Source organism: Bartonella sp. W8122, assembly GCF_016102485.1.
In the GTDB taxonomy this organism is placed as follows: domain Bacteria; phylum Pseudomonadota; class Alphaproteobacteria; order Rhizobiales; family Rhizobiaceae; genus Bartonella; species Bartonella apihabitans.
The window spans coordinates 108558-134619 of sequence record NZ_JACFOO010000002.1 but is presented as its reverse complement, the minus strand read 5'-3'; the positions used below and the strand labels follow the sequence as shown (position 1 = coordinate 134619).

The window sequence follows — 26062 nt, the reverse complement described above, 5'->3', positions numbered from 1 at the left end:
GTACGTGTGATGGCAGGCAGTGTAAATAAAGTCATTCTGATTGGCAATCTTGGTCGCGACCCAGATGTTTTACGCGGTAACAGTCAAAAAATCGCGCATCTGAGCATCGCCACGTCAGAAAGTTGGCGCGATAAAAATACTGGAGAACGTAAAAGCCGGACAGAATGGCACCGAGTTGTCATTTTCAATGAAAATATTATCGAGTTTGTCGAGCAATATCTCAAAAAAGGCTCAAAAGTCTATATCGAAGGCCAGCTTCAAACTCGCAAATGGCAGGATCAGAGCGGTAATGACCGCTATACGACCGAGGTTGTTGTGAAGAATTTTGGCGGTGTGTTGCAGACGCTTGACCCGATTAGCAATAGCGAAAGCAGCACCGGAACAAGTGATATTGGCGATAGATATGCAGCTATAAAGGGCGGCAGCTTTGGTAGCTCTTTAGATGATGACGTTCCGTTCTAAGCGGGGGAAATAACGAGAACAAAGCACGAGCAAAAGCAAAATGAAACGCGATCAAACATTTTGGCATGACACGGCAAAAACCGAAATCACGGTTCAAGCTTCGGTTAGATGGGACGGTTGTCTTTCGTGACACCGGCGAAACCGTGGGACGGTCTAGGGAGTAATAAGATGACATCAGAGAGAGAAATATCCGGTTTTATGGATGTGAGCCAATACATTTATAACGGTGATTGGATAATCGGACGTACGTATGATTTTGACGGTTTAAGTATTAAGTTCCGTGAATATCTGGATAAGACGCGTAGTGGCGGATTTTATTTTACGACCGGTTCGATTTTTAACGAATTGAAGTCCATAAAAACAGAAAAAATATCTTCCGACAAAACCGACTTTTGCTTTTTCGAAGTTTCCGCAAAGGAAAATCATATTATCAGCGATAATGGTGAAATAAAAGTCGTATCACGTCTTAAGCTCGTTAAAAAGCTGGACCTTTACGACATCATATGGAAGCAAATTGAATACTCTGAAAACGCCAAAGACTATCAAAGATGGCATGGATATCCATGTGTGATAGCGACGGATGACAATGACGCCCAAATGTTTTCAGACGCCGGTGGTATAACATGTGCCGCCAGCGGTAACAAAAGCACATTCGTACTTCACGGCTATGGTATGTCGTATGCAACGGCTGGTAGCCATAACATGCTGGCAACCAGATCTTCGTCAGGAAGTTTTGCGGCGAGTGGAGCAAACTCATTTATTGTCGCCGCAGGAGCTGGTAGCAACTTCGCTACAAGTGGTGAAGAGTGCGAGCTAGTCATAGATGGCGCTGATAGCAATATTGCTTCATCGGGGAAAGAAACAAAAATAAATAGCATTGGTAACAATGCTCACATTGTCGTCGCTAATGAAGGCGCAAGAATATCAACTGACGGTGCCGATAATATCATTTCGATAATTGGACGGTATGGCGAATTTTCTGGACGTAAAGGAATGCACATAAGCGTCGCCGATTTTAGAACAGATGGAAAATGCCACGGTTTTATAACCGGCTGCATAGGTGAAAACGGGCTCAAAGAAAATACAAAATATACCGTTAAAAGCGGCCGCTTTGTTGAGGTGCAAGATCAACCAAATGGGGAGCATTAAAATGTCAAAAAATACGAAAAAACAAACAACTAAATATGTCAGCCGTTGGTTCACAAAGGGTTGGCTAGAAGATGATGATTTTTTATCTGACCTAAAATCTTTCCCTTCTAGGGAAGAGGCTTATGACTATACAAAGGATATGCTTGACGCGCCTTCGAATACATCAATGCCTTTTGCCGTTATCTGGGAGCAAAAATACCCGTTGTTAAATCTTGCAGATGGGGTTGATTACGGTCCTGTCTTAGGAATGCTACGGGAGATTAATGAGCAACTGAACGATCAGCTAGAAGATTATTCAGATACTCGTTTTAAACGTCCGTATAAAGACTACACAACCAAAGAGCAATTTGATGATCTGCTTGAACGAATAAAAAAGACAATCGCTGAGTGGCAGGCGGAAAATAACATAATCATTCTAGCAGATTATCCAGTCGGCTGGTGTGCTGGTGATGGTGTTGAGACCGTCCAATCGAATCGGAGTGTTCGCCAATGGCCCGCCACCGATAAATCAAGCAAAGCGGAGGAGCCAGCAAAATGACTGACAATGACGCGAATATTCACACTGTTTCTGTGCGAGTACCAGATTGGTTGAAGGAACGTTTTGGCAATGGATTGTCGGAATATGAAGCCGATGATTATAAAAAGCTATCAGCCATTATCAAAGACAATTCAGTCCTTGAGATAACTTTTAAAGATTTATCAGATAAGACGCTTGATCTCGCAGCGGCTGATTATTGCTATGATTGGTATTTATTAGAGCCAGAACAACAGCAAGAGCTTAGGGAAAATATACAAGATTGGATTGGGGCTCTTCTTGTTGCCGGCGCCATTAGCGTTTCACCACAAAGCAAGACAGAAAAACCTTTTTGGAAGCCAATCGAGGAATGCCCGAAAGAGGAACTCAAGACCTACTTGATAGCAATGAAATCCGGCAATGTTTGCACCGGCTGGTACAACCGAGAAAACAAACAATGGGAAGGCGATGCAGAGTGCTACAAAAAAAGCTTGTTTGCTTACTATGCGGAAATACCACCTTTGGAGGCCGAATAATGACGAAAGATTTATACCTGAAAGTTTCGGTACGGTCACTAAATCGAAGACCTACAAAAGAAGAACTCAAAACTGCTCTGCCAGCGGCTTTCATAATGGGATTTGTGCGTTGTTTGCGAGACTACGGCAACACAGATGAACGTATTATCGAGCTGGCGAAACAAGGGGTATTAGATGCCTTGGAGGAGTGCAATGCTAACTGAGTTTGGTCAGGAACTTCGGATGATACGGCTAGCTTGTGGCGACCGTATTCTCGACATGGCTGAAAAGCTTGGTGAGACACCAGCCTTTATTTCACGACTCGAACGCGGCGCGATAATGTTGCCAGCCGGTTTTGATGAAAAGGTTATAGCCGCTTATCAGCTAAATCGGCGCAGAGCGGATCAAGTGCGGCTAGCTTTTAAGCGCACGAGAGTAAAAGAAAAGCAGCTAACAGCACCGGATGACCGCTCCTATTGGTATTTTTGGAGTGCCGAAGAACCATATGACAAAATAAATGAAAACGGACCATTCGAAACGATGAATGATGCGATCACTGATGCGAAAAGCAAAATCAGGTGTATAGAGACCGTTTTTATTTTTAAATCTTGTTGGCTAGTTTCTGACCTGAATTACCACATCTTCGGCTATAGCAGTTGCGAAATCAATTCTGATGCACAGGCGGAAGAAGATGACCTTTTCGACAAGATTGAGAAGCGAATAAATGACATGTCGGAAAGCGAACGGGAGGCAATGCGAAAATCAATTAAAAAGATGGGGCGAATATTCGAAAATACAAACAAACATGAAGAGCCTGTTGCTTTTTGCGACAATAGTTTTTTTGAAGGCATTGAAGCTGCCACAAAGCGTATCAAGCAAGTCGGAAAAACAAAAACATTGATTGAACAAATCCCCGATGCCGCTTGGAAAGATTGGGACCGGCGGAATGAAGATGCACTGGTGATTGATAGCTCATTTGATGACGATGAAGAATAAAGAAAGGTTCAGATATGACAAAAACTAATAATAAAGACGTAAATATTGTTGTTGCGCATATTGAGGAAGGCGATAGCGTTCCGACTTACTATGTATTTGGCGAAAATGTTCGCGTGTTTGTGGTCGACGAAAATGCACCGGATGATCGTGTCGTCGAAATAAAACCGCGCGACACGCTCGAAAAAATTAGCAAAATAATTCCGGACGGCTCGGAAGTGTTTCACGATGACAAAGTCGACGTATTTCGAATTGCAGACTTGCTTAAGTGAGTTGAACTAATGGCTAAAACAACGAACGCTTCTGATAAATTTATTATCCGCCTACCGGATGGGATGCGTGATCGTATCAAAACCGATGCTGAACAGCATGGACGTACGATGAATGCTGAAATAATAGCTCGGCTTGAAGTTTTTACCGATAGTCCGAGTAACTCCGACAGACTGGATGAGCTTAGACAGACGCTCATTAAGCATGATGAGAAGCTCGATAAGCTTGCCGATATGCTCGGTAAATTATGTGAGGTGATTAATGCCAATACGAAAAGAACGTAAACATCTATATCCAAAAAATTGGAAAGAGATCGTAAAGCAGATCAATGCACGCGCCGGAAACAGGTGTGAAGGTTCGCCAGATTATCCCGATTGCAGAGCTGAAAACGGGAAGCCGCATCCGGTAACCGGTTCTAAGGTCGTTTTAACGACGGCGCATCTAAATCACGATGAAACAGATTGCCGACCGGAAAATCTGCGGTGTTGGTGTCAACGGTGTCATTTGAATTACGACAAAGCACATCACGCCGAAACGCGTCGACGCAATCAAATGGCAAAGATCGGCCAATATGATTTCTTTTATGCCACCGGTGCATAGATCAGCTTTTCAATAAAGCATAAAAAATAACGAGGATTGGAAGACATCTCTAAAAACAGGAACAAAAAGGATGTCTCGAAAAACAGCTCCATTTACCCAAGCAGATATTAATCGCGTGGGGGTATGGGCAAAAAAAATGGGCTTAAAAGCTTTGATTGTTGATATGCCGTCAGGTGTCAAAATCACTGTTCCATTGGATGAAGATTTTGATGTCAATAATATTGAACCGATCGAGAATAAGAAGCCGATTAATGAGAAATATAAAAACCTAACGATATAATTTTTGCAAAGTGTAAAGAGTATGCCAAAGAAGAGACCACCGTATTTACAACGCCAGATTAATGGGCAAGGGAAAGTCGTTTGGTACGTTCGTATACGGCCGAACCCCAGAATTCGGATCCGTGGAGAATATGGAAGCCCTGAATTTATGGCTGCCTATATGGCAGCGGTTAGCGGGCAAGAAATGCCTAAAAAAGTAAAAGCTTCGCCTAACAGCTTACGGTGGCTTGTGGAACAATATCGCAAAAGCTCTGAATGGTTGTCTCTATCGCAAGCAACAAAAAAACAGCGTGAAAATATCATAAGGCATGTTTTGGAAAAAGCTGGCGATGTTCCTTACCAAGCAATTACTAAAAAGGTTATAACTGCCTCACGTGATGAACGTGCAGCAACACCAGCCCAAGCTGGCAGTTTTTTAAAAGCGATGCGAGGTTTATTCAATTGGGCTGTAGATGCTGAGTATGTGGAAAAAAATCCATGCGACGGAGTAAAAGCACCCAAACTTAACAATAGCCTAGGTTTTGAAGCATGGACCGAGGAAGACGTTGATAAATACGAAGCAAAGTGGCCGGAAGGCACGAAAGAACGTGTCTGGCTTCATGTGCTTTTGTATACGGGGTTAAGAAGAGGGGATGCCGTCCGCTTGGGATGGCAACATGTGCATGATGGTGTGGCAACCATTCGCACAGAGAAAAGCGGTTTTAAAACGGTTGTTACCTTGCCAATATTACCGGTATTAGAGCAGACGCTAAAAAATTCACCAACTAGCGATCTTGCCTTTATCTGCGGAACTGATAGGCAACCTTTAACAAAAGAAACGTTCGGAAATTATTTCCGTGCAGCATGCAATAAAGCGGGCGTTCATAAATCAGCTCATGGCGTACGTAAAATAAGCGCAACACGTGCGGCTAACGCGGGGGCAACGGTGGCACAACTTAAAGCACTGTTCGGATGGACTGATGACGTGATGCCGTCACTTTATACGAGGAGTGCAGACCGAGTCCGGCTAGCCAAAGAGGCGATCACAAAATTACAAAAATAGAACAAAATAAAAACTTCTATGCCCTCTCTCTTAAAATCTTTGCCCTCTCTCAAAAAATAATTCAATAAAAACAATAAGTTGTAATGTGGAAAAAGAGAGATGGTGCCCAGACGCGGAATTGAACCACGGACACGCGGATTTTCAGTCCGCTGCTCTACCAACTGAGCTATCTGGGCACGCCCGATTTTTTAACCGGAGCGCTTGGGTTTATAACATTAAAATTTCGAGTGTCTAGCCTCCAAAACAAAAATATTCAAAATTTGCCCTGATAAGTTCATTTTTTTGGAATTTGGCATTGCTCTTTGAGTAAACAAGGCTTATTAGCGGCTTTACACCGTGCGCCTATCGTCTAGCGGTCAGGACGCCGCCCTCTCACGGCGGAAACAGGGGTTCAATTCCCCTTAGGCGTACCAATTTTTCCGAATATATCTCTCGTGGAAACTTTATAAAAAAATTCCGGCAAATATCGTTTTGCCTTCGGATAAGCTTTCGAGTCCATCAACCTTGTTCATGCGGCAGTAAAATTTTTTAAGCCGTGAAAAACGGTTTTCATTTGGGCGTTTTCTTATTTACTGGTTAAAGCCGCCTGCCTGTTCGATAAATTGAATAATGTCCTGAAGCCCTTCGCGGCGCAACATATCCGTGAAAACGAAGGGTTTGTCGCCGCGCTGGATTTTGGCATCATGTTTCATCACATCAAGATTGGCGTGAACATATGGGGCTAGATCTTTCTTGTTGATGATAAGCAAATCAGAGCGCGTAATGGCAGGACCGCCTTTACGCGGTATTTTTTCGCCTTCTGCAACCGAAATAACGTAAAGCGTCAAATCGGCAAGGTCGGGGGAAAATGTTGCTGCGAGATTATCTCCACCTGATTCGATAAATATCATATCAAGGTCGGGATGCCGTTTAACCAAATCATCAATAGCCTGCAAATTGACGCTTGCGTCTTCGCGAATAGCAGTGTGCGGGCAACCGCCTGTTTCCACGCCGATGATGCGATCTTCCGGCAGTGCCTGAACACGATTGAGGATGAGGGCATCTTCTTTTGTGTAAATATCATTGGTAACAACGGCGACCGAGTAATGATCGCGCAAGGCTTTGCAGAGCATTTCCGTCAAGGTTGTTTTTCCCGACCCCACAGGTCCTCCAATACCGATACGTAACGGGCCGTTTGGTGAAAATGAAGATGTCATGAACGGAAAATCCTTGAATAAAGTGTTTCGTGGCGCATTGCCATGATGTCGGATAGAAAACAGCATGAACCGAAATCATCAAGTGTAAGCTTATCGCTGTTACCGGTGATAGCAAGAACTGTTTTTTCGAGCTTTGCCATTATTTGGACCCCGTCACTTTGGCCAAGCGGAACAAGTCTTATTGCTGCTTGTACCAGATTTGACAGGAATGAGTGGAGATAGGCCGTCAGGACAGATGACAATGAAATTTCCATTTGATGTCCGAGAACGCCCACAGCAACCGGATAGGGAAGGGCTTTATAGATTTCTTTTGAAAAACCCGTTTGGGCAACTGCCTTACAAAAAGCTGCGCCTTGTAAATCAATTTCCAGAAAGCGTTCTTTCGAGGCAGCGTTCGCATTGGCTATTTCAACAAGCGCAATAATGGGTTGCCCTTGGTCAGTTGATCTCCACGTTTCGGCGATCAACACCACGTCATTATGGAGAGATCCGTGATTGGCAAGAGCATCAAGCCAATCAAACAAATCATCGGCATTTGTGATAAAATTTTCATGGACTGCTTGTTCGAGGCCATGGCTATAGGCAAAGCCTCCGACAGGAAAGACGGGCGAAAAAAGCGTCATCAAACGCAGTAAAGAGGCGTCACCCTGCAACATTAATGATGGTGCCCCGCATGGTCGTGATAAGCTCCGTGGAGAGGTTGAAAGGGAGCTTCAATCTCTTCAATGGCAGCTCCTAAACCTTCAAGCATAGTGCGAATAACCGGATCGCGAGACAGAAGAATCCTATTTTCTTTAATTTCGACAGTTTGATGACGGTTGCCCAAATGCCAGGCAAGTTGGGTAAGCTCAAGGGGAGTTGCCGCTTTGACAGAATAAAGTGGTTCTTTTGCCGCGTGGATGAGAAAATATTCACCATTTTCTGCTTCGAGAACATCACCTTCCGAGAGATGGACGGGTTCTTTCAAATCCACCATAATCATATCGCCATTCACAAAATGAAGTAATTTCCGGCGGATATGGCGCTCGTCATGGGAAAGTGAAAGTTCACCTGAAGGTGGCAATCCTTTGGCACTGGATGCCGGTATATATTTTGTTGCTCGAAAAGTTTTATAGGACATCATAACCTCAATAAAGGAAATAGCGTTGTGCCAAAGGAAGTATCTTTGCCGGTTCGCAGGTTAATAATTCACCATCCGCACGCACTTCATAAGTTTCAGGGTCAACGTCGATATGCGGCGTTGCAGAATTGAGTTTCATGGATTTTTTGGAAATAGTACGGGTGTTTTTGACGGCAACGAGTTCTTTTTCAAGCCCTAGCTTTTCGGCCAGTCCATTATCAATAGCGGCTTTGCTGGTAAAGGTAAGAGATGTGTGTTTGACAGCCTTTCCGAGAGCGCCGAACATTGGCCGGAAGTGAACCGGTTGTGGTGTTGCAATCGATGCATTGGGGTCACCCATTGGTGCCGCTGCGATCATCCCGCCAAGTAAAACCATATCCGGTTTTACTCCGAAAAAGGCGGGCGACCAGATGACAATATCGGCACGTTTACCGGTTTCTATCGAACCGGTGACATGACCAATTCCTTGTGCAATGGCCGGATTGATTGTATATTTCGCAATATAGCGTTTCACGCGTTCATTATCGTTGAACCCGCTATCTTTCCCCAAATAACCACGCTGTTTTTTCATTTTATCGGCAGTCTGCCATGTGCGGATAATGACTTCGCCGACACGTCCCATTGCCTGACTATCCGAAGCGATAATGGAAAAGGCGCCAAGATCATGCAGAATATCTTCTGCGGCGATTGTTTCCTTGCGGATACGGCTTTCGGCAAAAGCAACATCTTCCGGAATTTTTGCCGACAAGTGGTGACAGACCATGAGCATGTCGAGATGTTCGGCAATGGTGTTTTCCGTATAGGGGCGCGTGGGGTTGGTGGAGGCAGGTAATACATTTTCAAACCCGCAAACACGGATAATATCGGGAGCATGACCTCCGCCCGCACCTTCTGTATGGAAGGCGTGGATTGTCCGGCCTTTGAATGCAGCGATTGTATCTTCAACGAAACCCGCTTCATTCAATGTGTCGGTGTGGATCATAACCTGCACGTCATAATCATCGGCAACACTCAAACAATTGTCGATTGCAGCCGGAGTTGACCCCCAATCTTCATGAAGTTTGAGCGAAGAAGCACCGGCATTGACCATTTCGATCAAAGCATCAGGGGAAGACGAATTGCCTTTGCCGGCAAGGCCGATATTCATTGGCAAGCTGTCTACCGCCTGTATCATGCGCGCCAAATGCCACGGTCCCGGTGTGCAGGTGGTCGCAAGCGTTCCGTGTGCGGGCCCCGTGCCACCGCCAAACATGGTTGTGACACCGGAATAAAGTGCTTCGTTAACCTGTTGGGGGCAAATGAAATGGATATGCGAATCAATTCCGCCAGCGGTCACAATTTTCCCCTCCGCTGCAATAATTTCGGTTGCAGGACCAATGATGATGTCGACATCTGGCTGAATATCGGGATTGCCGGCTTTACCGATTTTTTCGATAAGCCCGTCTTTCAAGCCGATATCGGCTTTGTAGATGCCGGTATAATCGACAATAAGGGCATTGGTGATAACTGTATCCATAGCCCCTTTTTCACGTGAATACTGGCTTTGCCCCATCCCGTCGCGGATAACTTTACCACCACCGAATTTGACTTCCTCGCCATAAGTTGTCTTGTCATCTTCGACAGTTATGAAAAGGTCTGTATCGGCAAGGCGGATATGGTCACCTGTTGTCGGCCCGAACATTTGCGCATAAGCGGCACGCGAAATTTTATGGCTCATCAAAGATCCCCCTGAATTTTAGCACGAAAACCGAAGACACGTCGTTTTCCCGCTAACGGTATGAGGAAAACATCTTTTTCCTGTCCGGGTTCAAACCGGATTGCGGTACCGGCTGGAATATCAAGGCGCATTCCACGGGCTTTTTCACGGTCGAATTGAAGGGCAGGATTGGCTTCATAAAAATGATAATGCGACCCCACTTGAATAGGGCGGTCACCGCTATTGCCGACTTTGAGTTTTATTGCGCTACGGCCGGCATTCATTTCAATATCGCCTGCCTCTGTAATAATTTCTCCGGGAACCATCATATTTCTTTCCGATTGTTAGAACGGGTAGCAGGAATTCGATTTCATGCGGCAGCAAAGGCCAGATAAAGTCCTGCAAGAGTGGTCGCAACGCCGCCGATTCTGATTGCTGTTGCACCATTTGACCGGCCAAAAATTTTACCTGCTCCCAAGCCGATTGTAATACCGACGCCGTGAAGCAATGCTGTGGCAATAGAAAAACCGATTCCGTAAGCATAGGCTTGCGAATTTTCAAGTTCGAGACCATGTGCATAACCATGAAAAACCGCAAAAGCACCGACAACGAGCATGGCGGGCATAATAGGAAGATGAACGGCCATAGCGGCAAAAAGCCCCATTGCAATAACAGAAGCAAGAATGACCGGTTCGACATAAGGTAAGGCAATGCCTTTTGTGGCTAGCCAAAAACCGATTGCCATACACACAACAAAACTTGACGGAACCGCGAGGATAGATTTTCCACCGAGTTGAGCTGCCCATAGGCCAACTGCAACCATGACAAGAATATGATCGAAGCCGGTTAACGGATGTAAAAAGCCGCTTGTAAAAGAGCTATGGTCATGTGGAACACCGGTCAGGTGGGCAAAAGCCGGTGTGGATGTGAAAATCATCAAAGCCGTTATGACTGTCGATCTTGACAAAAGTTTCATGAGAGTTCCCCTCTTCATAGTTTTATATTTTTCAAATGTCGGGCTTAACGTATCGGATGGTGGACAGTGACAAGTTTTGTACCGTCGGGAAATGTTGCTTCGACCTGAATATCTTCAATCATTTCAGGAATGCCTTCCATGACCTGATCACGGCGCAATACGTAAGCACCTTGTTCCATGAGGTCGGCAACGCTCCGGCCATCGCGGGCGCCTTCGACAACAAAATCGCTAATCAATGCAATAGCTTCCGGATGATTGAGCTTGACGCCCCGTTCGAGTCGTTTGCGAGCAACCATTGCAGCCATCGAGATCAACAATTTGTCCTTTTCTCTTTCGGTAAGTATCATTATTCACCCATAGCTAAATTGACCAAAATTTCGGCACATCTGCACCTTTTGTTAGCAGTTTTACCAAAGGAACGAGTTTTTTCCTCAAAGAATAGGAGTCCTTTTCAATAATCCTAGCAAGAAGCTTGCCATTCCATGCAGATACCCCTCCGGATAATCCGATAATATCTCTTGCAGCTCCTTCTTTTCCTTCAAAATCGTTGGCAATGTAAAGAATTGTGGCAATGGCTTGATTGGCGTTAAAAATTGCAGGACGGGTTGATTGCTGTAAAATATTGCCATTAATTTTAAAGGCTTCAAAATGGACAAGCTCATCGCAAAGGCGAACTTGCCACTCGTCATCAATAAAGCCGTTGACAACTTTCTCCCCCATGAGTTTCCGGCCGAAAACAAAAGCTTCTACCAGAAGAAGGGCTGCGCCTTCTTCCATCTCGACAGTGATTTTGCGTTTTAACGCGGCACGATTAAAAAAAATTGTCTCCTGAGGGAGCCAGAACAATGTAGAGTTTTTTCTTAAAGTTAGCGAAATATTGATCTCGGCCGGAAGACCATCAAGCGAGCGATATATTTTTTCGGCGGCTTGGGTGGTAATTGTTGCTTTTGTTTTTTCACCGAGTTCACATTTCCATAACAGCTTGTCGCCGCCGGTTACACCGCCTGCTGTATTGATTTGGACGGCCTCGAAATGGCTGTCGGAATAAAGCGGAAAACGCAATTTCAATGAACCGGATTGATAAAGCTTTTCCAAATATGACCGTTGATCTTTATAAACCGTACTGAACGAAGCGCTGCCTTTCATGCGCTGCATAACGATTTTTTTTAAAGATGAATTTTGCAAGTTATTGCCGTCCCGACGTTTTGGTAAAACTATCGTTGCTTTCAACCTTATATGACAACAGTTCTTCTATAAAACGCAATTTTTATCTTGAACTTGAAGCGACCAACTTGTTGAAAACAGCTATTTGGAAATAACCTCGGTTACATCATAAACTTTGGTCGATTGTGCTTCGGGCGTATGCATCATGGTGACAACCCAATGGATGCGACGCGTATTTAATGGTAAATCCATTGAAATTCCGCCCCCTGTACTGTCCGCACCGGGGTCAGAAAAACCATAAGGATCGCGTCCGTAATTGATGCCGATCGTCGGCATTTTTGAAGTCTGGGCGCCTTCGGATGTATCGTTGATTGTAAAGTAACGATAGCCGCGACGTTCTGCCGTAAAGGCGGCACGCCTCAGGACATCGGCCGGAATGCCAACTTCATTTGTCGGGCGGGTGTTGAACTCGTAAATATTATCGGGTGATTTGAGCTTGGGGTGAGATTGGCAACCGCTTAAAAACAAAAGCGGAATAATCATAAGGCTTAAGCTTTTTTTCCAATGCAATCGTTTCATTCTGTGCCCGTCCTGTTTTAAAGCTCATCATAGTTTTATTAGCTCTTCCCGACAAGAATGATTATCGTTATCCGATAGACTGACAGTTTTTGAAAGAGAGGTGAATCATGTTTGCCGTCATGGGCGCAACCGGCCATATCGGTTCGGAGTTCGCAAAAAATCTGCTTCGTTCGGGGAGGGATGTGACGGTGGTCACCCGTTCTAAAAAACGCGCTGAAAACCTTGTCAAGCTTGGTGCCAGACTCGCGGAAATCGATATTTCCGACTACCATTTGTTACATGAGGTTTTGAAAGAAGCAAGCGGCGTTTATATCCTTAATCCCCCGGCCAATCCTGTTCATGATGTTGATCTTGAAGAGCGCAAAACAATTGCTGCGATTACGCGTGCACTTGAAAACACGAATCTTGAAAAAGTCGTTGTGCAGTCGACTTATAGCGCTCAGGAAGGTGACCATATCGGAGATTTAGGAAGCCTTTATCTATTGGAGGAGAAGATTAAAGAGATTTATCCGGAAGCAATGATTGTTCGTGCAGCTTTTTATATGTCCAATTGGGATTTGGCTCTCAATGAAATTGTCGAAAAAGGATGTTTGACCATTATTTATCCCTCCCATTCTATCATTCCGATGGTCGCTCCCCGCGATATTGCCGATTATCTGACAGGGCTTGTTGAAAGTGGAAAGGCTGGCATTCATTATGTTGAAGGGCCGGAACGTTACACGGTTCAAGATGTCGCAACAGCTTTTCAAACGGCGCTTGGAAAACCGGTAAAACTTGTAGAAGTAAAGAGGGAAGATATTGAAAATTATTATCTTTCTCTTTCTTTCTCGAAATCAAGTGCAATGTCATTCGCTGCGATGGCGTTAAAGACAATAAGTGGTGATTGGCCGCCATTGAATAAAATAGAGAGAGGAAAAATAACACTTCAACAATACATTGAAAAACTCTGTCTAAAAGCGGTTTCGGTTAAATAATTTGTGATAATCTATTTTTTTACTTGTGCTGGGAGTGCCTTTCGGATAATCACGTCAGCGGGCCACCTCTTCCCAACGAGAGGCGAGCTATCTGAAAGGGTAGAATATTATGACAAATCTAAACGAGCCGGGCGTGCGCCCGAACAATCCCAATTTCTCTTCTGGTCCCTGTGCAAAGCGTCCCGGTTGGACGGTTGAAGCTCTTGCTAATGCGCCGGTTGGCCGTTCACATCGTGCAAAAATTGGTAAAGCCAAGCTGGCAGAGGCAATCAACCTTACCCGCGAAGTATTGGAAGTTCCTGCAAATTATCGTATCGGCATTGTTCCCGCATCCGATACCGGTGCTGTTGAAATGGCACTGTGGTCGCTCCTTGGAGCACGCGGCGTTGATATGCTGGCATGGGAAAGCTTCGGTTCGGGCTGGGTTACAGATGTTGTCAAACAATTGAAATTGACCGATGTGCGCAAGTTGGAAGCGCCTTACGGTGAATTACCGGATTTGACCAAAGTCGATTTTGATCGCGATGTTGTCTTCACATGGAATGGAACAACATCGGGTGTGCGCGTTCCCAATGCCGATTTTATTCCGGCTGATCGTAAGGGGCTTACGATTTGCGACGCAACATCCGCCGCATTTGCACAAAATCTCGATTTCTCGAAACTTGATGTTGTCACATTCTCCTGGCAAAAAGTACTGGGGGGCGAGGGTGCCCACGGTGTGCTTATTCTGGGACCGCGCGCGGTAGAGCGTCTTGAAACCTACACGCCCGCATGGCCTCTGCCAAAAATTTTCCGCATGACAAAAGGCGGAAAACTCAATGAAGGTATTTTCGAGGGCGCAACAATCAATACGCCGTCTATGCTTTGTGTCGAGGATTACCTTGATGCATTGAAGTGGGCGAAGTCGATTGGCGGCTTGAAAACACTCATGAAACGGGCTGACGAGAATTTTGCTGTTCTGGACCAATTCGTCAACAAAACTCCGTGGATCGAATTTCTGGCTAAAGAACCGGCGACCCGCTCGAACACTTCCGTTTGCTTCAAAATTGTCGACCCTGCCGTGGCTAAACTTGATGCCGAAAGACAGGCAGCATTTGCCAAGGCTATTGTCAATCGTCTGGAAAAAGCCGGTGTTGCCCATGACATAGGTGCTTACCGTGATGCACCGTCGGGTTTGCGCATCTGGGCCGGTGCAACGATTGAAGCTCGCGACCTTCATGCATTGACGGAATGGCTTGACTGGGCTTTCAAGGCTGAAAAAGCAGCTCTTTAAAAAATAAGATTCCCTTGTAGCGGCTTGTTTCAAGGCCGCTCTTTCCCCCTTTTTACAAAAATTTTGGAGGCCATAATGGCACCTCGTGTACTCGTATCTGATAAACTATCCCCGACTGCTGTCCAGATTTTCAAAGATCGCGGCGTTGAGGTCGATTTCAAACCGGAACTCGGTAAAGACAAAGAAAAGCTTCTCGAAGTTATTGGCCAATATGATGGTCTGGCAATCCGTTCGGCAACCAAAGTAACGGAAAAACTTATTGCTGCGGCAAAAAACCTGAAAGTTGTCGGTCGTGCAGGTATCGGTGTTGACAATGTTGATATTCCAGCCGCTTCACGGCGCGGTATTATCGTTATGAATACGCCATTCGGCAATTCGATTACAACAGCAGAACATGCCATTGCATTGATGTTTGCTATTGCCCGTGAATTGCCGGCTGCCGATAAATCGACCAAGGCGGGCAAATGGGAAAAAAGCCGCTTCATGGGTGTTGAAATCACCGGCAAAACTCTCGGCATTATCGGCTGTGGTAATATCGGTTCGATTGTTGCAACCCGCGGTGTCGGATTGAAGATGAAAGTCATTGCCTATGACCCGTTCCTTTCGGACGCCCGTGCCAAGGAACTCGGTGTTGAAAAGGTTGAATTGGATGATTTGTTAAAGCGGGCCGATTTTATCACATTACACACACCGCTTACCGATAAGACCCGCCACATCATCAATGCCGAAACCATCGCCAAGATGAAGGATGGCGTAAGACTTATCAATTGTGCACGTGGTGCGCTGGTTGTTGAAAAAGACCTCGTCGACGCTTTGAAGTCGGGCAAAATTGCAGGTGCTGCGGTTGACGTTTATGAAGTCGAGCCACCGGCTGCCGATGATCCACTCTTTAGCCTTGATAATGTCGTTTGCACACCGCACCTTGGTGCGTCGACAACCGAGGCTCAGGAAAACGTTGCCATTCAGGTTGCCGAACAAATGTCGGATTATCTCATCAATGGTGCCGTTAGCAATGCGATCAATATGCCGTCAATTACGGCAGAAGAAGCACCACTCTTGAAACCGTTTGTCAAACTTGCCGAAGTTCTCGGTGCATTTGTTGGCCAATCAACCGAGGAAGACATCAAGGAAGTCGAAATTCTGTTTGATGGTTCAACGGCTGCTATGAATACGCGTGCGCTCATCAGTGCCGCATTGGCCGGTCTCATCCGCCCGCAACTTGCCGATGTCAACATGGTATCGGCACCGGTTCTCGTTAAAGAGCGTGGTATTATTCTTTCCGAGGTCAAGCGCGATAAATCCGGTATTTTTGACGGCTATATCAAACTGACTGTCAAAACATCGAAGCGCACACGCTCCATTGCCGGAACCTGCTTTGTTGACGGCAAGCCGCGCTTTATCCAGATCAAGGGCATCAATCTTGATGCCGAGGTCGGCCCGCATATGCTTTATATCACCAATACCGATACACCGGGAATTATCGGTACAATCGGTACAATTTGCGGGAAATCCGGCGTGAATATCGCAAACTTCGCTTTGGGACGTAATGAACCGGGTGGAGATGCAATCGCGCTTCTTTACCTTGATGCTCGTATTCCCGATAAAGTGCTTGATGAATTGCGCAAGATAAAGGGTATTAAACACACGCAACCTTTGGAATTCGATGTTGCAAACGGTTGATTGAACCGTGAAATATTGGCGTTTAATGAAAGAAAGCGATCTGGCAGATGTCTGCCGGATCGCTTCACTTTGTCATCCGGATTTTCCGGAAGAGGATGCTGTGCTTGAAGAAAAGTTTAATCTTTCTCCTTTGTCCTGCTTTATATTATCCGATAATGAATCAAGCACGGCTAGCGTTTTCGGTTATTGCCTTGCACATCCGTTCAAAATGAATTCCATTCCTGCTCTTGATCGCCTGCTTCATAAACTTCCGGAAAAATGTGATACGCTCTATATTCACGACCTTGCTTTATTGCCTGAAGCGCAAGGCGGGGGAAATGGCAAAAAAGCGGTTGAACTTCTGTTCAATGTAGCAGAGCGGGAAAAATTCGGAACACTTTCCCTTGTTGCTGTTCATGGGTCACAAGTCTTTTGGCAAAAGAACGGGTTTAAACTGGCGGAAGTTTCAGAAATGTTGAAACAGAAATTGCTAACTTATAGCGAAGATGCCCGTTACATGGTGTGTCAACGCTAAAAATTTGGGTGCTGCCGGTTTTCCGCTTTATCGGCCTTGTCTCCTCTTTCCGATCATCCAAGTCCATTCTTTCGTGTCAATATGGGTTTATACAGATATTCCTGTATTAATATTTTAAAAATATTTATTTTTGCATTATTCTTATATATTAAATAAGTAAAAATGTTATTTATATTAATTGCGTCTTGTTTCATGTTTTTAAATTCTAATTTTGAAAATGGAATTCTTATTATATGATAAAACGAAACTATAAATTACCCGAAAATTTAAAATTCCATAAAGCTTGTCTATTCATTCTTTGAGTTTTCTTTATGCAGAAAATGATTGGTCGTTACAAATTGCGGCCTCTCGCTCGATAACAAAGAAAAACTGATGAGTTCAAACACGGAACGGCATGCATTGGCAGCATTTTGGATAAAATATTTGATTTTTTGAAGAGTAAAATTATCTAATTCCATGATGGAGAGAAAATAAAAGAAAATTCGCTTTCAGAGCGTCCTTTATCGGATATTATGATGTTATCCGGCTTATACAAGAAAAATTGAGTCGAAATTGTAGCAGCGGGAAAGGTTATTGTTTATGAAACGCTATTTCCTGTTTGCAGCAATATTATTTATTTTCATAGCTTTATCCATTGTCGATTATATTAATTTGAGGCCAGCAATTGATGGCGTTGCTCCCCCTTCTTTATCCGGAATAAAAAGAACAGAAATCGAACGGGGGGCTTATGTTGCCCGCGTTGGCGATTGTGTCGCTTGTCACAGTAAAAAAGGCAAAGCGGATTTTTCAGGGGGTGAGCCGCTGCTCACCCCATTTGGGAAAATTATTGCCGGTAATATCACGCCTGACATGCAAACCGGCATTGGTGATTGGAGCGATCAGGATTTTATCAATGCTGTCAAATATGGCCGTGCGAGAGGAGGAAAATTCCTCTATCCGGCAATGCCTTATCCGAATTTTGCGCAAGTGAGTAACGAAGATATTCTGGCAATCAAAGCCTATCTTTTCACCCTACCGCCCGTTAAAGCTTCATTGCCGAAAAATGAGCTTAAATTTCCTTTCAATATCCGCTTCCTCGTTATCGGATGGAATACCTTGTTTTTTAAAAAGGATGGCTTTGTTCCGGATCGTCAACAAACAGATGAATGGAACAGAGGGGCATATCTTGTTGAAGGTTTAGGCCATTGCGGCATGTGCCACACACCGAAAAATATATTTGGTGCCGATAAATTAGATAAGCTTTATCAGGGAGCAGTGCTGCAAGGCTGGTACGCGCCGGAGATAACCTCCGATAGTGCGAATGGTGTCGGAGCATGGAAAAACGAGGAAGTCGTTCAATATCTTAAAACGGGTAATAATGCCCATGCATTTGCCACTGGTCCGATGGGCGCAGCTGTCAGCAATTCGCTCCAGCATGTGGATGAAAAAGATTTGCAGGCAATTTCTACCTACCTTCAATCCATTTCCGGCTCCGGAGAGATAGGCGTAAAAAAAGCAATGGCGCCGGACAGTCCGGAACTTCAAAAAGGGGCTTTGATATTCAGCGCTCATTGCAGTGCCTGTCACGGCGTTCAAGGTGAAGGAACGAAAAATATCGCACCGGCTTTTTTAAAACCAAGCAGTATAGATGTGCGGAATTTAACAAATCCCGTTATGGCGGTTTTGAATGGCAACCGCGCTACCGCGACAGAAAAGCACCCGACGGCGCCTACCATGCCGAGTTTTCGCAATAGTTTGTCGGATGAAGATATCGCGGCGGTGCTCAATTATATCAGAAATAGTTGGGGCAACAGTGCCGCGCCGATTGGAAAAGATGTGGTTTTCGAAGCCCGCAAGAAAATCCGTGGTGACGGGTGAATAAATGATCAATTTCGTCATCGCATTCTCGTAAAGGAAAAGAGCATGAAAAACAGTGCCGCCCGATTTTCTCGCCGACATTTTTTGATGGCTGGTGCAGCATTTTTGACGTTCACACCAACCATTCCGAGCTTTGCTTCAGTGGTAAACGCGGTGCCAGACTGGATTGCCGGCGATGTCAGTATGCCGGAGGTTTTTCCGGCCGGAAAATGGTATTTCCTGAGACAAGATGAAGTCGAACTTCTCGGAGCAATTGTCGAGCAGTTGATACCGGCTGATGCTTTAAGTATTAGCGGAAAAGAAGCGGGCTGTGTCGAATTTATCGATAGGCAACTTGCCGGTAAATATGGCGATTTTGCAAAATATTATATGGCAGCTCCCTTCATGGAAGGCACTCCCCAGCAAGGAGACCAATCTCGTCTTATGCCGCGTGAGCGTTATCGCTTGGGATTGAAAGCTTTGAGTGAATATTGCGCAAGCAAGTTCGGTCAGTCATTTATCGCCTTGCCCCCCGAACAACGTGATCGGGTTTTGCACGACATGGAAGAAGGCAATATCGCCTTTCAGGGAATAGATGCGAAATCGTTTTTTGAAATCGTGTTGCAAAACACCATGGAAGGTTTTTTCGCCGATCCGATTTATGGGGGCAATAAAAACATGGTCAGTTGGAAAATGTTGGGGTTTCCGGGTGCGCGTTACGATTACCGCGCCTTTATTCATCAACATAACCAAAAGCTTGAAATTGAACCGGTGAGTATTGCCAAATTGCCGGATTAAACGGGGAAGGGGTTAAGACATGGCGCAAAAATTGCCTGAAGTCGATGCAGTTATAGTCGGTCTTGGCTGGGCGGGTGCTATTATCGCCAACGAATTGGCTGATGAGGGCTTGAGCGTTGTCGGTTTCGAGCGGGGGCCATGGCGTGATACCGCACGCGATTTCAACATAACAACAGTTCCCGATGAATTGCGTTATAACGACCGTCAGGAATTGATGGTGGAGCCGCGCCAAAATGCTGTGACTGTTAGAAATAACGTTTCTGAAACGGCTTTGCCCATGCGCCATTGGGGGTCGTTTCATCCCGGCAATGGCATTGGCGGCGCAGGTCTTCACTGGGCGGGAATTACATTCCGTTTTCAGCCGGAAGAATTTCGTTTGAGAAGCCATCTTGAAGAACGATATGGCAAAGGTGCCATTCCGGATTTTCTTTCCTTGCAGGATTGGGGAACCGATTGGCAAGAGATGGAACCCTTCTATGACAGGTTCGAAAAACTTTGTGGTACCTCGGGAAAAGCTGGAAATATCGGGGGTAAAAAAATTCGTGGTGGCAATATGTTCGAGGGTCCTCGTTCGGGCGACTACCCGACTCCGCCGATGGAGCAGCCTTATGGGCCGGCATTGTTTGCAAAAACAGCCGAAAAAATGGGATATAACTCTTTTCCTGTTCCCTCTTCGCTTCTCTCGCAAGCCTATACAAACGAGCTCGGAGTAAGTTTGGCACCTTGTACATTTTGTGGCTTTTGCACAAATTATGGTTGCGCAAATTATTCGAAAGCAAGCGCGCTCACCTGTGTCATCCCCGCATTGATGCGGAAGAAAAACTTCACGGCGAGAGTAAATAGCGAGGTCTTGCAGGTCATGCTCGATAGTGACGGAAAGCGCGCAACAGGAATCCGCTTTATTGATGAAGAAGGAATAGAATATGAGCAGCCGGCCGATATTGTGGTGGTCTCGGCTTTCACACTTGAAAATGTGCGCCTTATGCTGCTTTCAGGCGTTGGTAAGGCTTATAACCCGATAGACCGGAGCGGTACAACCGGCCGCAATTATGCGTACCAGACGGCCAATAATGTTCAATTGTTTTTCAACGACAAAACGATTTTCAATCCCTTCATTGGTGCAGGTGCTGTCGGCATGGGCATTGACGATTTCAATAATGACAATTTTGACCATTCGGGGCTTGGCTTTTTTGGCGGTGGCAGTATTCGTGTAACGCCGATTGGCGCCGCTCCCATCGCGTTCCGGCCGGTTCCTCCCGATACGCCAAGATGGGGGAAAACATGGAAAGCTGCCACGGTGAAACATTATCTGTCCACAATGTCGATCGGTTGTGAAGCATCGAATTATTCGTCACCGGCAAATTATCTGTCGCTTGATCCGACATATAAGGATCCGCACGGACGGCCACTTTTGCGTATAACTTATGATTACACCGACAATGAACGCAAAATGGCGCTTTATTGCACCGAAAAAGTTGCAGAAATTGCAAGGGCAATGGGGCCTGATCAGATTGTTCAACAGCCATCAAAAGGACATTGGAATTCGGCACCATACCAATCTTCCCACGTTGTCGGCGGCTTTATAATGGGAGCCGATCCGGAAAATAGCAGCGTCAATAAATATCTTCAAAATTGGGATGTGCATAATCTGTTTGTTGTCGGCGCTTCGGCTTTTCCGCAAAATCCCGGTTATAATCCGACCGGAACTGTTGGTGCTCTTGCCTATAAGGCGGCTGATGCAATCAGGCGCTTATATCTGAAAAATCCACGTCCTTTGATATGAGGAAGATGGCCTTTTCATATGCAATATTTTGAAAAGGATAAAAGTTCGCGCATCCGTTCAATGATCAATTTCAGCTTTGATGTTAGGGTGAGTTCCAGTGATTTATCCAAGGCTCCATCAGCTTTGTAGCAACAGTTTTCCGGCGGGGCAGAGCCGGATGAAACGCGGATGGAATGAAGCAAATGAAAAACAGACGGGATATGCGTCTCAAATCATTCGGGTGAGCCTAAAAGGCTCTTTAAAGGAGTAGGATTTCCAATAGTTTTACGGAAAAGCTCAACTTTTATGAATATCACGGATGAAGATAGCTAACTGCTTTATCTGGGAAGTCGCTGAACAATAACAACTTTGTCATTGCCATCGTTATTGGCGGTGGTGCTGAAGGTTGAACCCTTCAGCACCAATCTCGTCAGCAACAAGTTTAAAGAGTGTTTTTACAAAACACTTTTTTCTGTGAAAGACGTCTTCTTTAAAAAACGTCTTCTTTTGTGATTGGCGTCACTTTATCGGATGGAACGCCGATCAGTTTGCTTGCTCTTTAGCATGTTGATTGCGTTCGCCAATCATTTCGATAGCAAGAAGGATGACAGCGATGACACCGCCACCGATCATGAGAAGGAAACCACCGTTCCAGCCGAAATAGTCGACCGTATAACCAACGATCGCGCTAGCAGCAACCGAACCACCAAGGTAACCGAAAAGGCCGGTGAAACCTGCAGCAGTACCAGCCGCTTTCTTCGGCGCCAATTCAAGTGCGTGAAGACCGATCAGCATAACAGGACCGTAGATCAAAAAGCCGATAACGATCATGCAGATCATGTCGATATTGGGGTGGCCTTCAGGGTTGAGCCAGTAAATAACAGTGGCAATCGTCACCAATGTCATGAAGAAAACGCCGGTTGCACCACGGTTGCCGTGGAAGACCTTATCGGACATCCAGCCGCAAAGAAGTGTGCCGGGAATGCCTGCATATTCATAGAAGAAATAAGCCCAGGACGATTGGTCGACTGCAAAGTGCTTGACTTCTTTCAGGTAAGTCGGCGACCAGTCGAGAACACCATAGCGCAAGAGATAAACGAAAACATTGGCAAAAGCGATATACCAGAGCAGCTTGTTCGGCAAAACATATTGGGTAAAAATCTGCTTGGTTGTGAGTTCGACCTCGTTCTTTTCCGAATAGTTTTCCGGATAATCGTTTTTATATTCTTCAATTGGCGGCAAGCCACAAGATTGCGGCGTATCGCGCATCATTGCAAAGGCGAAAATGGCAACCAGAATGGCAGCAAAAGCCGGCATATAAAAGGCTGCATGCCAATCGTTGAACCAAGCCATACCAAGCATAAAGAGGATTGGAGGAAGACCACCACCGACATTATGGGCGCAGTTCCACAAAGAAACGATACCGCCACGTTCTTTTTGCGACCACCAGTGCACCATTGTGCGTCCGCAGGGAGGCCAACCCATGCCCTGAAACCAGCCACAAATGAAAAGCAACACGAACATGACGGCAATGCTCGAAGTAGCCCACGGAACAAAGCCCATGATCAGCATGACAACTGACGCGAGAATCAAACCGACTGGCAGGAAAACGCGCGGATTGGAGCGGTCCGAGACTGCCCCCATAATAAATTTTGAAATGCCATAAGCTACAGAAACAGCCGACAAGGCAAAACCCAGATCACCACGGGTAAAGCCTTGTTCGACCAGAGAAGGCATGGCCAGAGCAAAGTTTTTACGTACGAGATAGTAGGCTGCGTAACCGAAGAATATCCCGAAGAAAATCTGCCAACGCAGACGACGATAAAGCGGGTCGATTTCCGCTTCGGGGACACGCGGTTTGTTTGGCGCGTGTTTAAAAATGTTTAGCATGAACTGCCTCCCATAGATATCGACAGAACGCAACCTGAAAAACCAAAGCGTCTCATGTTCAAGCAGCCAAAGCCCCCACCAGATGGACAGGAAAACGTTGCACAGATGTTACATTCCAATGACAATGTGATCCGATTAGTGACCAGTAACACGTTATGTTTTTATGGTGAGTTCAATGAAGATGATTATTGAACAATCCACAACAGTTCTCGAATAAATGGTTAATACGGAAAAGACAATACTGTTTGGTCGACTAATGTCGATAATCAGGCTTTGTGACAAAAACAACAAAATCGTAGATGTTATCTAACATATTGTTTTTAAAGGTTTTTTTATCTTAAAAATTAAATTAAAAAGATAGAATTTTTAAAAATTTGTTTTTTCAACCTGTTTTTTAGAAAAAATTATTCTCAAAAAAATTTCCAATATTCGTTTTATGAAAATACGTAAAAATGAAAAATAACGTTTATTATCAACTCGTTATGTTTCACATCCAGCCTCTGCACAAAACGAGAAAATTGTTGAACAATTTAAAAATTTTTATGTGATTAAAGGCCTTTTGCAGTCCGGAAAATGTGTTTTCCGGCAATAAAGAGCAAGTTCCGAAGCTGATTGACCTCTTTTGATCCGGTGAATAGAGAATCACTTGAGTTTATATCCGACATTTAATTAAATCGATTTAAAAAATATCAAGATTATCGCAGAATTTTAATAATAAAAACGGTTTGATGGTCTTGTTTCGGCCAATTGATAGACTTGGTTTTTTGCCTTGACGCTCCTCGACTATGAACAGGTCGGCCAGAAAAATGAACCGGATAGGGAAATTGGCCGGAAGCCAAGAACAGTTTTTGGTATGGATAAAAATATCTTCCGGTAGAAATAGCACCACTTTTCGATAGGGATAACGACGCCTTTCCATAGGAATAAAGGGATCTTTCAATAGGGACGACGACGCTTTTCCATTGGAGGTACCTTCCTTTATCAATAAAGACACCTTTCTATAGAGATAATGGCATCTTTCGGTGGGGATAACGACACGTTTCGACAGGAATATCGTCGGATTGAAGGTGCTGTGACGATTGCTTTTAAAATGCAGCGAATGGTCAAAAGAATTTTTCAACGACACTTTCGTCGAAAACAAGGTTTTGGATTTCATCCGGTTATGGTCTTCTATGTTTTTAACCGGTTTTGGTCTTTTATGTTATGTCGGGAAAATGACTTTGATCGGGAAAATTCGCAATTTTTTTGGCGTAAAAGCGCAAAAGAGGAGTCGCACTCGACAGGAGAGTCCGGTATAAGAAACTCGTTTATTGCGGAAAGAAGGTTGGAAAACCTTCAAATTGGACGGAGAATATTATGGCCAATGTAGTGGTTGTCGGTGCACAATGGGGTGACGAGGGAAAAGGCAAGATTGTTGACTGGTTATCCGAACGTGCAGATGTAGTGGTGCGTTATCAGGGCGGGCATAATGCCGGTCATACATTGGTTATTGATGGAACAAGCTATAAATTGTCGCTGTTTCCGTCGGGGGTTGTGCGTGGCAAATTGTCAATTATTGGCAATGGTGTTGTTGTTGACCCGCATCACTTTGTGGAAGAGTTGAAAAAACTTCGCGGACAGGGGATTAAAATTACACCGGAAAATCTGCGTATTGCAGAAAATGCACCGCTTATTCTTTCTCTCCACCGTGATCTTGACGCCGCACGAGAAGATGCCACATCAAGTCTTAAAATCGGTACAACCAAGCGCGGCATAGGGCCTGCCTATGAAGACAAAGTCGGCCGCCGTTCAATTCGTGTGATGGATCTCGCCGAACCCGATACTTTGATGAAAAAGATCGAACGGTTGCTTGCCCACCACAATCCGCTTCGTCGCGGCATGGGAAAACCGGAGATTGATCCAAAAACACTTTATGACGAGCTGATGGAAGTGGCGGGCGATATTCTTCCCTTTATGGACCGCACATGGAAATTGCTTGACGAGCAACGCCGTGCCGGTTCACGAATTCTTTTTGAAGGTGCGCAAGGTGCGCTTCTCGATAATGATTTCGGTACATATCCTTATGTGACTTCATCGAATACGATTGCAGGTCAGGCCGCAACCGGTTCGGGAATGGGGCCGGGGGCAATCAACTATGTTCTCGGTATTGCCAAGGCCTATACCACGCGCGTTGGCGAAGGACCGTTTCCGACCGAACAGAAAAATGAAACTGGTGAATATCTTGGAACACACGGACATGAATATGGTGTCGTCACCGGGCGTAAGCGCCGTTGTGGCTGGCTTGATGCGGTGTTGTTGCGTCAGATGATTGCTGTCTGTGGCATTAACGGTATCGCACTTACCAAGCTTGATGTTCTTGACGGACTGGATGAAATCAAGATTTGTGTCGCCTATGAGCTCGACGGCAAAAAGATTGATTATATGCCCTCTTCAATGGGAGCGCAGGCGCGTTTGAAACCAATTTATGAAACCATGGAAGGCTGGAAAGAAACCACTGCCGGCGCAAGAAGCTGGGCGGAGTTGCCTGCCAAAGCGGTCAAATATGTCCGCCATATTGAAGAATTGATCGGCGCACCGGTTGCGCTTTTGTCAACAAGTCCGGAACGTCAGGATACAATTCTTGTTACCGATCCGTTTGAAGACAGGTAAAAGTTTGTGCAATGCTTCCGAGGTCCGAAGATTAGTCCGGATTTGACGATTGTTTTCCAAGACTATATTTATTCCAGACTTGGAAAATGAATTTACCGGATAGTGTTGTTACAAACAATATCGGTCAACAA

28 protein-coding genes, 2 tRNA genes and 1 pseudogene are annotated in these 26062 nt (G+C 45.2%); 20 read left to right on the top strand and 11 right to left on the bottom strand.

From position 1 onward, the window contains the following. The first annotated feature begins 9 nt into the window (after positions 1-9). The 11 genes and pseudogenes from ssb to H3S83_RS10730 all read left to right on the top strand — a co-directional run bounded on the left by ssb (position 10) and on the right by H3S83_RS10730 (position 5824). Positions 10-462, top strand: coding sequence for a single-stranded DNA-binding protein (gene ssb / locus H3S83_RS10780; RefSeq protein ID WP_198239794.1), 453 nt, complete (start codon positions 10-12; stop codon positions 460-462). A gap of 168 nt (positions 463-630) precedes the next feature. Further along, positions 631-1611, top strand: coding sequence for a hypothetical protein (locus H3S83_RS10775; protein ID WP_198239793.1), 981 nt, complete (start codon positions 631-633; stop codon positions 1609-1611). Position 1612: 1 nt separating this feature from the next. Beyond that, positions 1613-2149 (top strand): hypothetical protein, encoded by a 537-nt coding sequence (locus H3S83_RS10770; protein ID WP_198239792.1) that lies wholly within the window; start codon positions 1613-1615, stop codon positions 2147-2149. Beyond that, positions 2146-2661, top strand: a complete 516-nt coding sequence (locus H3S83_RS10765; protein WP_198239791.1) for a hypothetical protein — start codon at positions 2146-2148, stop codon at positions 2659-2661. The genes H3S83_RS10770 and H3S83_RS10765 overlap by 4 nt, the downstream gene beginning before the upstream one ends. Further along, the gene (locus H3S83_RS10760; protein ID WP_198239790.1) at positions 2661-2864 is read left to right on the top strand and encodes a hypothetical protein; all 204 of its coding nucleotides are present in this window, start codon (positions 2661-2663) and stop codon (positions 2862-2864) included. The genes H3S83_RS10765 and H3S83_RS10760 overlap by 1 nt, the downstream gene beginning before the upstream one ends. Before the next feature lie 19 nt (positions 2865-2883). Further along, positions 2884-3636: a helix-turn-helix transcriptional regulator gene (locus H3S83_RS10755; protein WP_198239789.1), complete on the top strand. Its 753-nt coding sequence runs from the start codon at positions 2884-2886 to the stop codon at positions 3634-3636. A gap of 14 nt (positions 3637-3650) precedes the next feature. After that, entirely contained in the window at positions 3651-3905 is a 255-nt protein-coding gene (locus tag H3S83_RS10750; protein ID WP_198239788.1) for a hypothetical protein, read from the top strand. Positions 3906-3914: 9 nt separating this feature from the next. Further along, positions 3915-4043: pseudogene (locus H3S83_RS11735) on the top strand (Arc family DNA-binding protein); the annotation flags it as partial. Between the two features lie 121 nt (positions 4044-4164). After that, complete coding sequence (locus H3S83_RS10740; protein WP_198239786.1) at positions 4165-4503, top strand: hypothetical protein; 339 nt, start codon at positions 4165-4167, stop codon at positions 4501-4503. A gap of 70 nt (positions 4504-4573) precedes the next feature. Then, a complete protein-coding gene (locus H3S83_RS10735; protein ID WP_198239785.1) occupies positions 4574-4783 on the top strand; it encodes a hypothetical protein in 210 nt (69 codons plus the stop codon). A 21-nt stretch (positions 4784-4804) separates the two neighbouring features. Next, the gene (locus tag H3S83_RS10730) at positions 4805-5824 is read left to right on the top strand and encodes a tyrosine-type recombinase/integrase (protein WP_198239784.1); all 1020 of its coding nucleotides are present in this window, start codon (positions 4805-4807) and stop codon (positions 5822-5824) included. A 100-nt stretch (positions 5825-5924) separates the two neighbouring features. On the opposite strand, the gene H3S83_RS10725 is transcribed toward H3S83_RS10730, so the two are convergent. Then, a tRNA-Phe gene (locus H3S83_RS10725) sits at positions 5925-6000 on the bottom strand. Between the two features lie 162 nt (positions 6001-6162). Here H3S83_RS10725 and H3S83_RS10720 point away from each other — a divergent pair. After that, a tRNA-Glu gene (locus tag H3S83_RS10720) sits at positions 6163-6237 on the top strand. 156 nt (positions 6238-6393) lie between these two features. Here the strand turns inward: H3S83_RS10720 and ureG are convergent. From ureG to H3S83_RS10675, 9 genes are all read right to left on the bottom strand, one after another. Continuing rightward, positions 6394-7020, bottom strand: coding sequence for an urease accessory protein UreG (gene ureG, locus H3S83_RS10715; protein WP_198239783.1), 627 nt, complete (start codon positions 7018-7020; stop codon positions 6394-6396). After that, positions 7017-7676: an urease accessory protein UreF gene (locus tag H3S83_RS10710; RefSeq protein ID WP_198239782.1), complete on the bottom strand. Its 660-nt coding sequence runs from the start codon at positions 7674-7676 to the stop codon at positions 7017-7019. The genes ureG and H3S83_RS10710 overlap by 4 nt, the downstream gene beginning before the upstream one ends. Continuing rightward, positions 7676-8143: an urease accessory protein UreE gene (locus tag H3S83_RS10705; protein ID WP_246741799.1), complete on the bottom strand. Its 468-nt coding sequence runs from the start codon at positions 8141-8143 to the stop codon at positions 7676-7678. The genes H3S83_RS10710 and H3S83_RS10705 overlap by 1 nt, the downstream gene beginning before the upstream one ends. Before the next feature lie 4 nt (positions 8144-8147). Beyond that, entirely contained in the window at positions 8148-9857 is a 1710-nt protein-coding gene (ureC, locus tag H3S83_RS10700) for an urease subunit alpha (RefSeq protein ID WP_198239781.1), read from the bottom strand. Next, a complete protein-coding gene (locus tag H3S83_RS10695) occupies positions 9857-10162 on the bottom strand; it encodes an urease subunit beta (RefSeq protein WP_198239851.1) in 306 nt (101 codons plus the stop codon). The genes ureC and H3S83_RS10695 overlap by 1 nt, the downstream gene beginning before the upstream one ends. A 44-nt stretch (positions 10163-10206) precedes the next feature. Next, entirely contained in the window at positions 10207-10812 is a 606-nt protein-coding gene (locus H3S83_RS10690; protein ID WP_198239780.1) for a HupE/UreJ family protein, read from the bottom strand. A 44-nt stretch (positions 10813-10856) separates the two neighbouring features. After that, on the bottom strand, positions 10857-11159 hold the full coding sequence (locus tag H3S83_RS10685; protein ID WP_078040085.1) for an urease subunit gamma: 303 nt from the start codon (positions 11157-11159) through the stop codon (positions 10857-10859). A gap of 13 nt (positions 11160-11172) precedes the next feature. Continuing rightward, positions 11173-11967: an urease accessory protein UreD gene (locus H3S83_RS10680; protein WP_198239779.1), complete on the bottom strand. Its 795-nt coding sequence runs from the start codon at positions 11965-11967 to the stop codon at positions 11173-11175. A 150-nt stretch (positions 11968-12117) separates the two neighbouring features. Further along, positions 12118-12555 carry a hypothetical protein gene (locus H3S83_RS10675; protein ID WP_198239778.1) on the bottom strand — a complete coding sequence of 146 codons (438 nt, stop codon included), beginning with the start codon at positions 12553-12555 and terminating at the stop codon, positions 12118-12120. Positions 12556-12662: 107 nt separating this feature from the next. On the opposite strand from H3S83_RS10675, the gene H3S83_RS10670 reads away from it, so the two are divergent. From H3S83_RS10670 to H3S83_RS10640, 7 genes are all read left to right on the top strand, one after another. Beyond that, entirely contained in the window at positions 12663-13529 is an 867-nt protein-coding gene (locus H3S83_RS10670) for an NmrA family NAD(P)-binding protein (protein WP_198239777.1), read from the top strand. Positions 13530-13638: 109 nt separating this feature from the next. Beyond that, positions 13639-14802: a phosphoserine transaminase gene (locus tag H3S83_RS10665; RefSeq protein WP_198239776.1), complete on the top strand. Its 1164-nt coding sequence runs from the start codon at positions 13639-13641 to the stop codon at positions 14800-14802. A 75-nt stretch (positions 14803-14877) separates the two neighbouring features. Continuing rightward, entirely contained in the window at positions 14878-16482 is a 1605-nt protein-coding gene (gene serA / locus H3S83_RS10660; protein ID WP_198239775.1) for a phosphoglycerate dehydrogenase, read from the top strand. Between the two features lie 25 nt (positions 16483-16507). Then, the gene (locus H3S83_RS10655; protein ID WP_198239774.1) at positions 16508-16996 is read left to right on the top strand and encodes a GNAT family N-acetyltransferase; all 489 of its coding nucleotides are present in this window, start codon (positions 16508-16510) and stop codon (positions 16994-16996) included. Between the two features lie 579 nt (positions 16997-17575). Continuing rightward, positions 17576-18853, top strand: a complete 1278-nt coding sequence (locus tag H3S83_RS10650; protein ID WP_198239773.1) for a cytochrome c — start codon at positions 17576-17578, stop codon at positions 18851-18853. 45 nt (positions 18854-18898) lie between these two features. Further along, positions 18899-19630: a gluconate 2-dehydrogenase subunit 3 family protein gene (locus tag H3S83_RS10645; RefSeq protein ID WP_198239772.1), complete on the top strand. Its 732-nt coding sequence runs from the start codon at positions 18899-18901 to the stop codon at positions 19628-19630. 19 nt (positions 19631-19649) lie between these two features. Beyond that, complete coding sequence (locus H3S83_RS10640) at positions 19650-21413, top strand: GMC family oxidoreductase (RefSeq protein WP_198239771.1); 1764 nt, start codon at positions 19650-19652, stop codon at positions 21411-21413. Between the two features lie 522 nt (positions 21414-21935). On the opposite strand, the gene glpT is transcribed toward H3S83_RS10640, so the two are convergent. Further along, positions 21936-23282 carry a glycerol-3-phosphate transporter gene (gene glpT / locus H3S83_RS10635; RefSeq protein ID WP_077972845.1) on the bottom strand — a complete coding sequence of 449 codons (1347 nt, stop codon included), beginning with the start codon at positions 23280-23282 and terminating at the stop codon, positions 21936-21938. Between the two features lie 1356 nt (positions 23283-24638). Between glpT and H3S83_RS10630 the strand changes: the two genes are divergently transcribed. Further along, a complete protein-coding gene (locus H3S83_RS10630) occupies positions 24639-25931 on the top strand; it encodes an adenylosuccinate synthase (RefSeq protein WP_198239770.1) in 1293 nt (430 codons plus the stop codon). Positions 25932-26062 lie beyond the last annotated feature (131 nt).

What these genes read in the sequence shown, in the direction of transcription:
- ssb (WP_198239794.1), top strand. Translation starts at nt 10, where the DNA reads ATGGCAGGCAGTGTAAATAAAGTCATTCTGATTGGCAATCTTGGTCGC.
- H3S83_RS10775 (WP_198239793.1), top strand. Translation starts at nt 631, where the DNA reads ATGACATCAGAGAGAGAAATATCCGGTTTTATGGATGTGAGCCAATAC.
- H3S83_RS10770 (WP_198239792.1), top strand. Translation starts at nt 1,613, where the DNA reads ATGTCAAAAAATACGAAAAAACAAACAACTAAATATGTCAGCCGTTGG.
- H3S83_RS10765 (WP_198239791.1), top strand. Translation starts at nt 2,146, where the DNA reads ATGACTGACAATGACGCGAATATTCACACTGTTTCTGTGCGAGTACCA.
- H3S83_RS10760 (WP_198239790.1), top strand. Translation starts at nt 2,661, where the DNA reads ATGACGAAAGATTTATACCTGAAAGTTTCGGTACGGTCACTAAATCGA.
- H3S83_RS10755 (WP_198239789.1), top strand. Translation starts at nt 2,884, where the DNA reads ATGATACGGCTAGCTTGTGGCGACCGTATTCTCGACATGGCTGAAAAG.
- H3S83_RS10750 (WP_198239788.1), top strand. Translation starts at nt 3,651, where the DNA reads ATGACAAAAACTAATAATAAAGACGTAAATATTGTTGTTGCGCATATT.
- H3S83_RS10740 (WP_198239786.1), top strand. Translation starts at nt 4,165, where the DNA reads ATGCCAATACGAAAAGAACGTAAACATCTATATCCAAAAAATTGGAAA.
- H3S83_RS10735 (WP_198239785.1), top strand. Translation starts at nt 4,574, where the DNA reads ATGTCTCGAAAAACAGCTCCATTTACCCAAGCAGATATTAATCGCGTG.
- H3S83_RS10730 (WP_198239784.1), top strand. Translation starts at nt 4,805, where the DNA reads ATGCCAAAGAAGAGACCACCGTATTTACAACGCCAGATTAATGGGCAA.
- ureG (WP_198239783.1), bottom strand. Translation starts at nt 7,020, where the DNA reads ATGACATCTTCATTTTCACCAAACGGCCCGTTACGTATCGGTATTGGA.
- H3S83_RS10710 (WP_198239782.1), bottom strand. Translation starts at nt 7,676, where the DNA reads ATGTTGCAGGGTGACGCCTCTTTACTGCGTTTGATGACGCTTTTTTCG.
- H3S83_RS10705 (WP_246741799.1), bottom strand. Translation starts at nt 8,143, where the DNA reads ATGATGTCCTATAAAACTTTTCGAGCAACAAAATATATACCGGCATCC.
- ureC (WP_198239781.1), bottom strand. Translation starts at nt 9,857, where the DNA reads ATGAGCCATAAAATTTCGCGTGCCGCTTATGCGCAAATGTTCGGGCCG.
- H3S83_RS10695 (WP_198239851.1), bottom strand. Translation starts at nt 10,162, where the DNA reads ATGGTTCCCGGAGAAATTATTACAGAGGCAGGCGATATTGAAATGAAT.
- H3S83_RS10690 (WP_198239780.1), bottom strand. Translation starts at nt 10,812, where the DNA reads ATGAAACTTTTGTCAAGATCGACAGTCATAACGGCTTTGATGATTTTC.
- H3S83_RS10685 (WP_078040085.1), bottom strand. Translation starts at nt 11,159, where the DNA reads ATGATACTTACCGAAAGAGAAAAGGACAAATTGTTGATCTCGATGGCT.
- H3S83_RS10680 (WP_198239779.1), bottom strand. Translation starts at nt 11,967, where the DNA reads ATGCAGCGCATGAAAGGCAGCGCTTCGTTCAGTACGGTTTATAAAGAT.
- H3S83_RS10675 (WP_198239778.1), bottom strand. Translation starts at nt 12,555, where the DNA reads ATGAAACGATTGCATTGGAAAAAAAGCTTAAGCCTTATGATTATTCCG.
- H3S83_RS10670 (WP_198239777.1), top strand. Translation starts at nt 12,663, where the DNA reads ATGTTTGCCGTCATGGGCGCAACCGGCCATATCGGTTCGGAGTTCGCA.
- H3S83_RS10665 (WP_198239776.1), top strand. Translation starts at nt 13,639, where the DNA reads ATGACAAATCTAAACGAGCCGGGCGTGCGCCCGAACAATCCCAATTTC.
- serA (WP_198239775.1), top strand. Translation starts at nt 14,878, where the DNA reads ATGGCACCTCGTGTACTCGTATCTGATAAACTATCCCCGACTGCTGTC.
- H3S83_RS10655 (WP_198239774.1), top strand. Translation starts at nt 16,508, where the DNA reads ATGAAAGAAAGCGATCTGGCAGATGTCTGCCGGATCGCTTCACTTTGT.
- H3S83_RS10650 (WP_198239773.1), top strand. Translation starts at nt 17,576, where the DNA reads ATGAAACGCTATTTCCTGTTTGCAGCAATATTATTTATTTTCATAGCT.
- H3S83_RS10645 (WP_198239772.1), top strand. Translation starts at nt 18,899, where the DNA reads ATGAAAAACAGTGCCGCCCGATTTTCTCGCCGACATTTTTTGATGGCT.
- H3S83_RS10640 (WP_198239771.1), top strand. Translation starts at nt 19,650, where the DNA reads ATGGCGCAAAAATTGCCTGAAGTCGATGCAGTTATAGTCGGTCTTGGC.
- glpT (WP_077972845.1), bottom strand. Translation starts at nt 23,282, where the DNA reads ATGCTAAACATTTTTAAACACGCGCCAAACAAACCGCGTGTCCCCGAA.
- H3S83_RS10630 (WP_198239770.1), top strand. Translation starts at nt 24,639, where the DNA reads ATGGCCAATGTAGTGGTTGTCGGTGCACAATGGGGTGACGAGGGAAAA.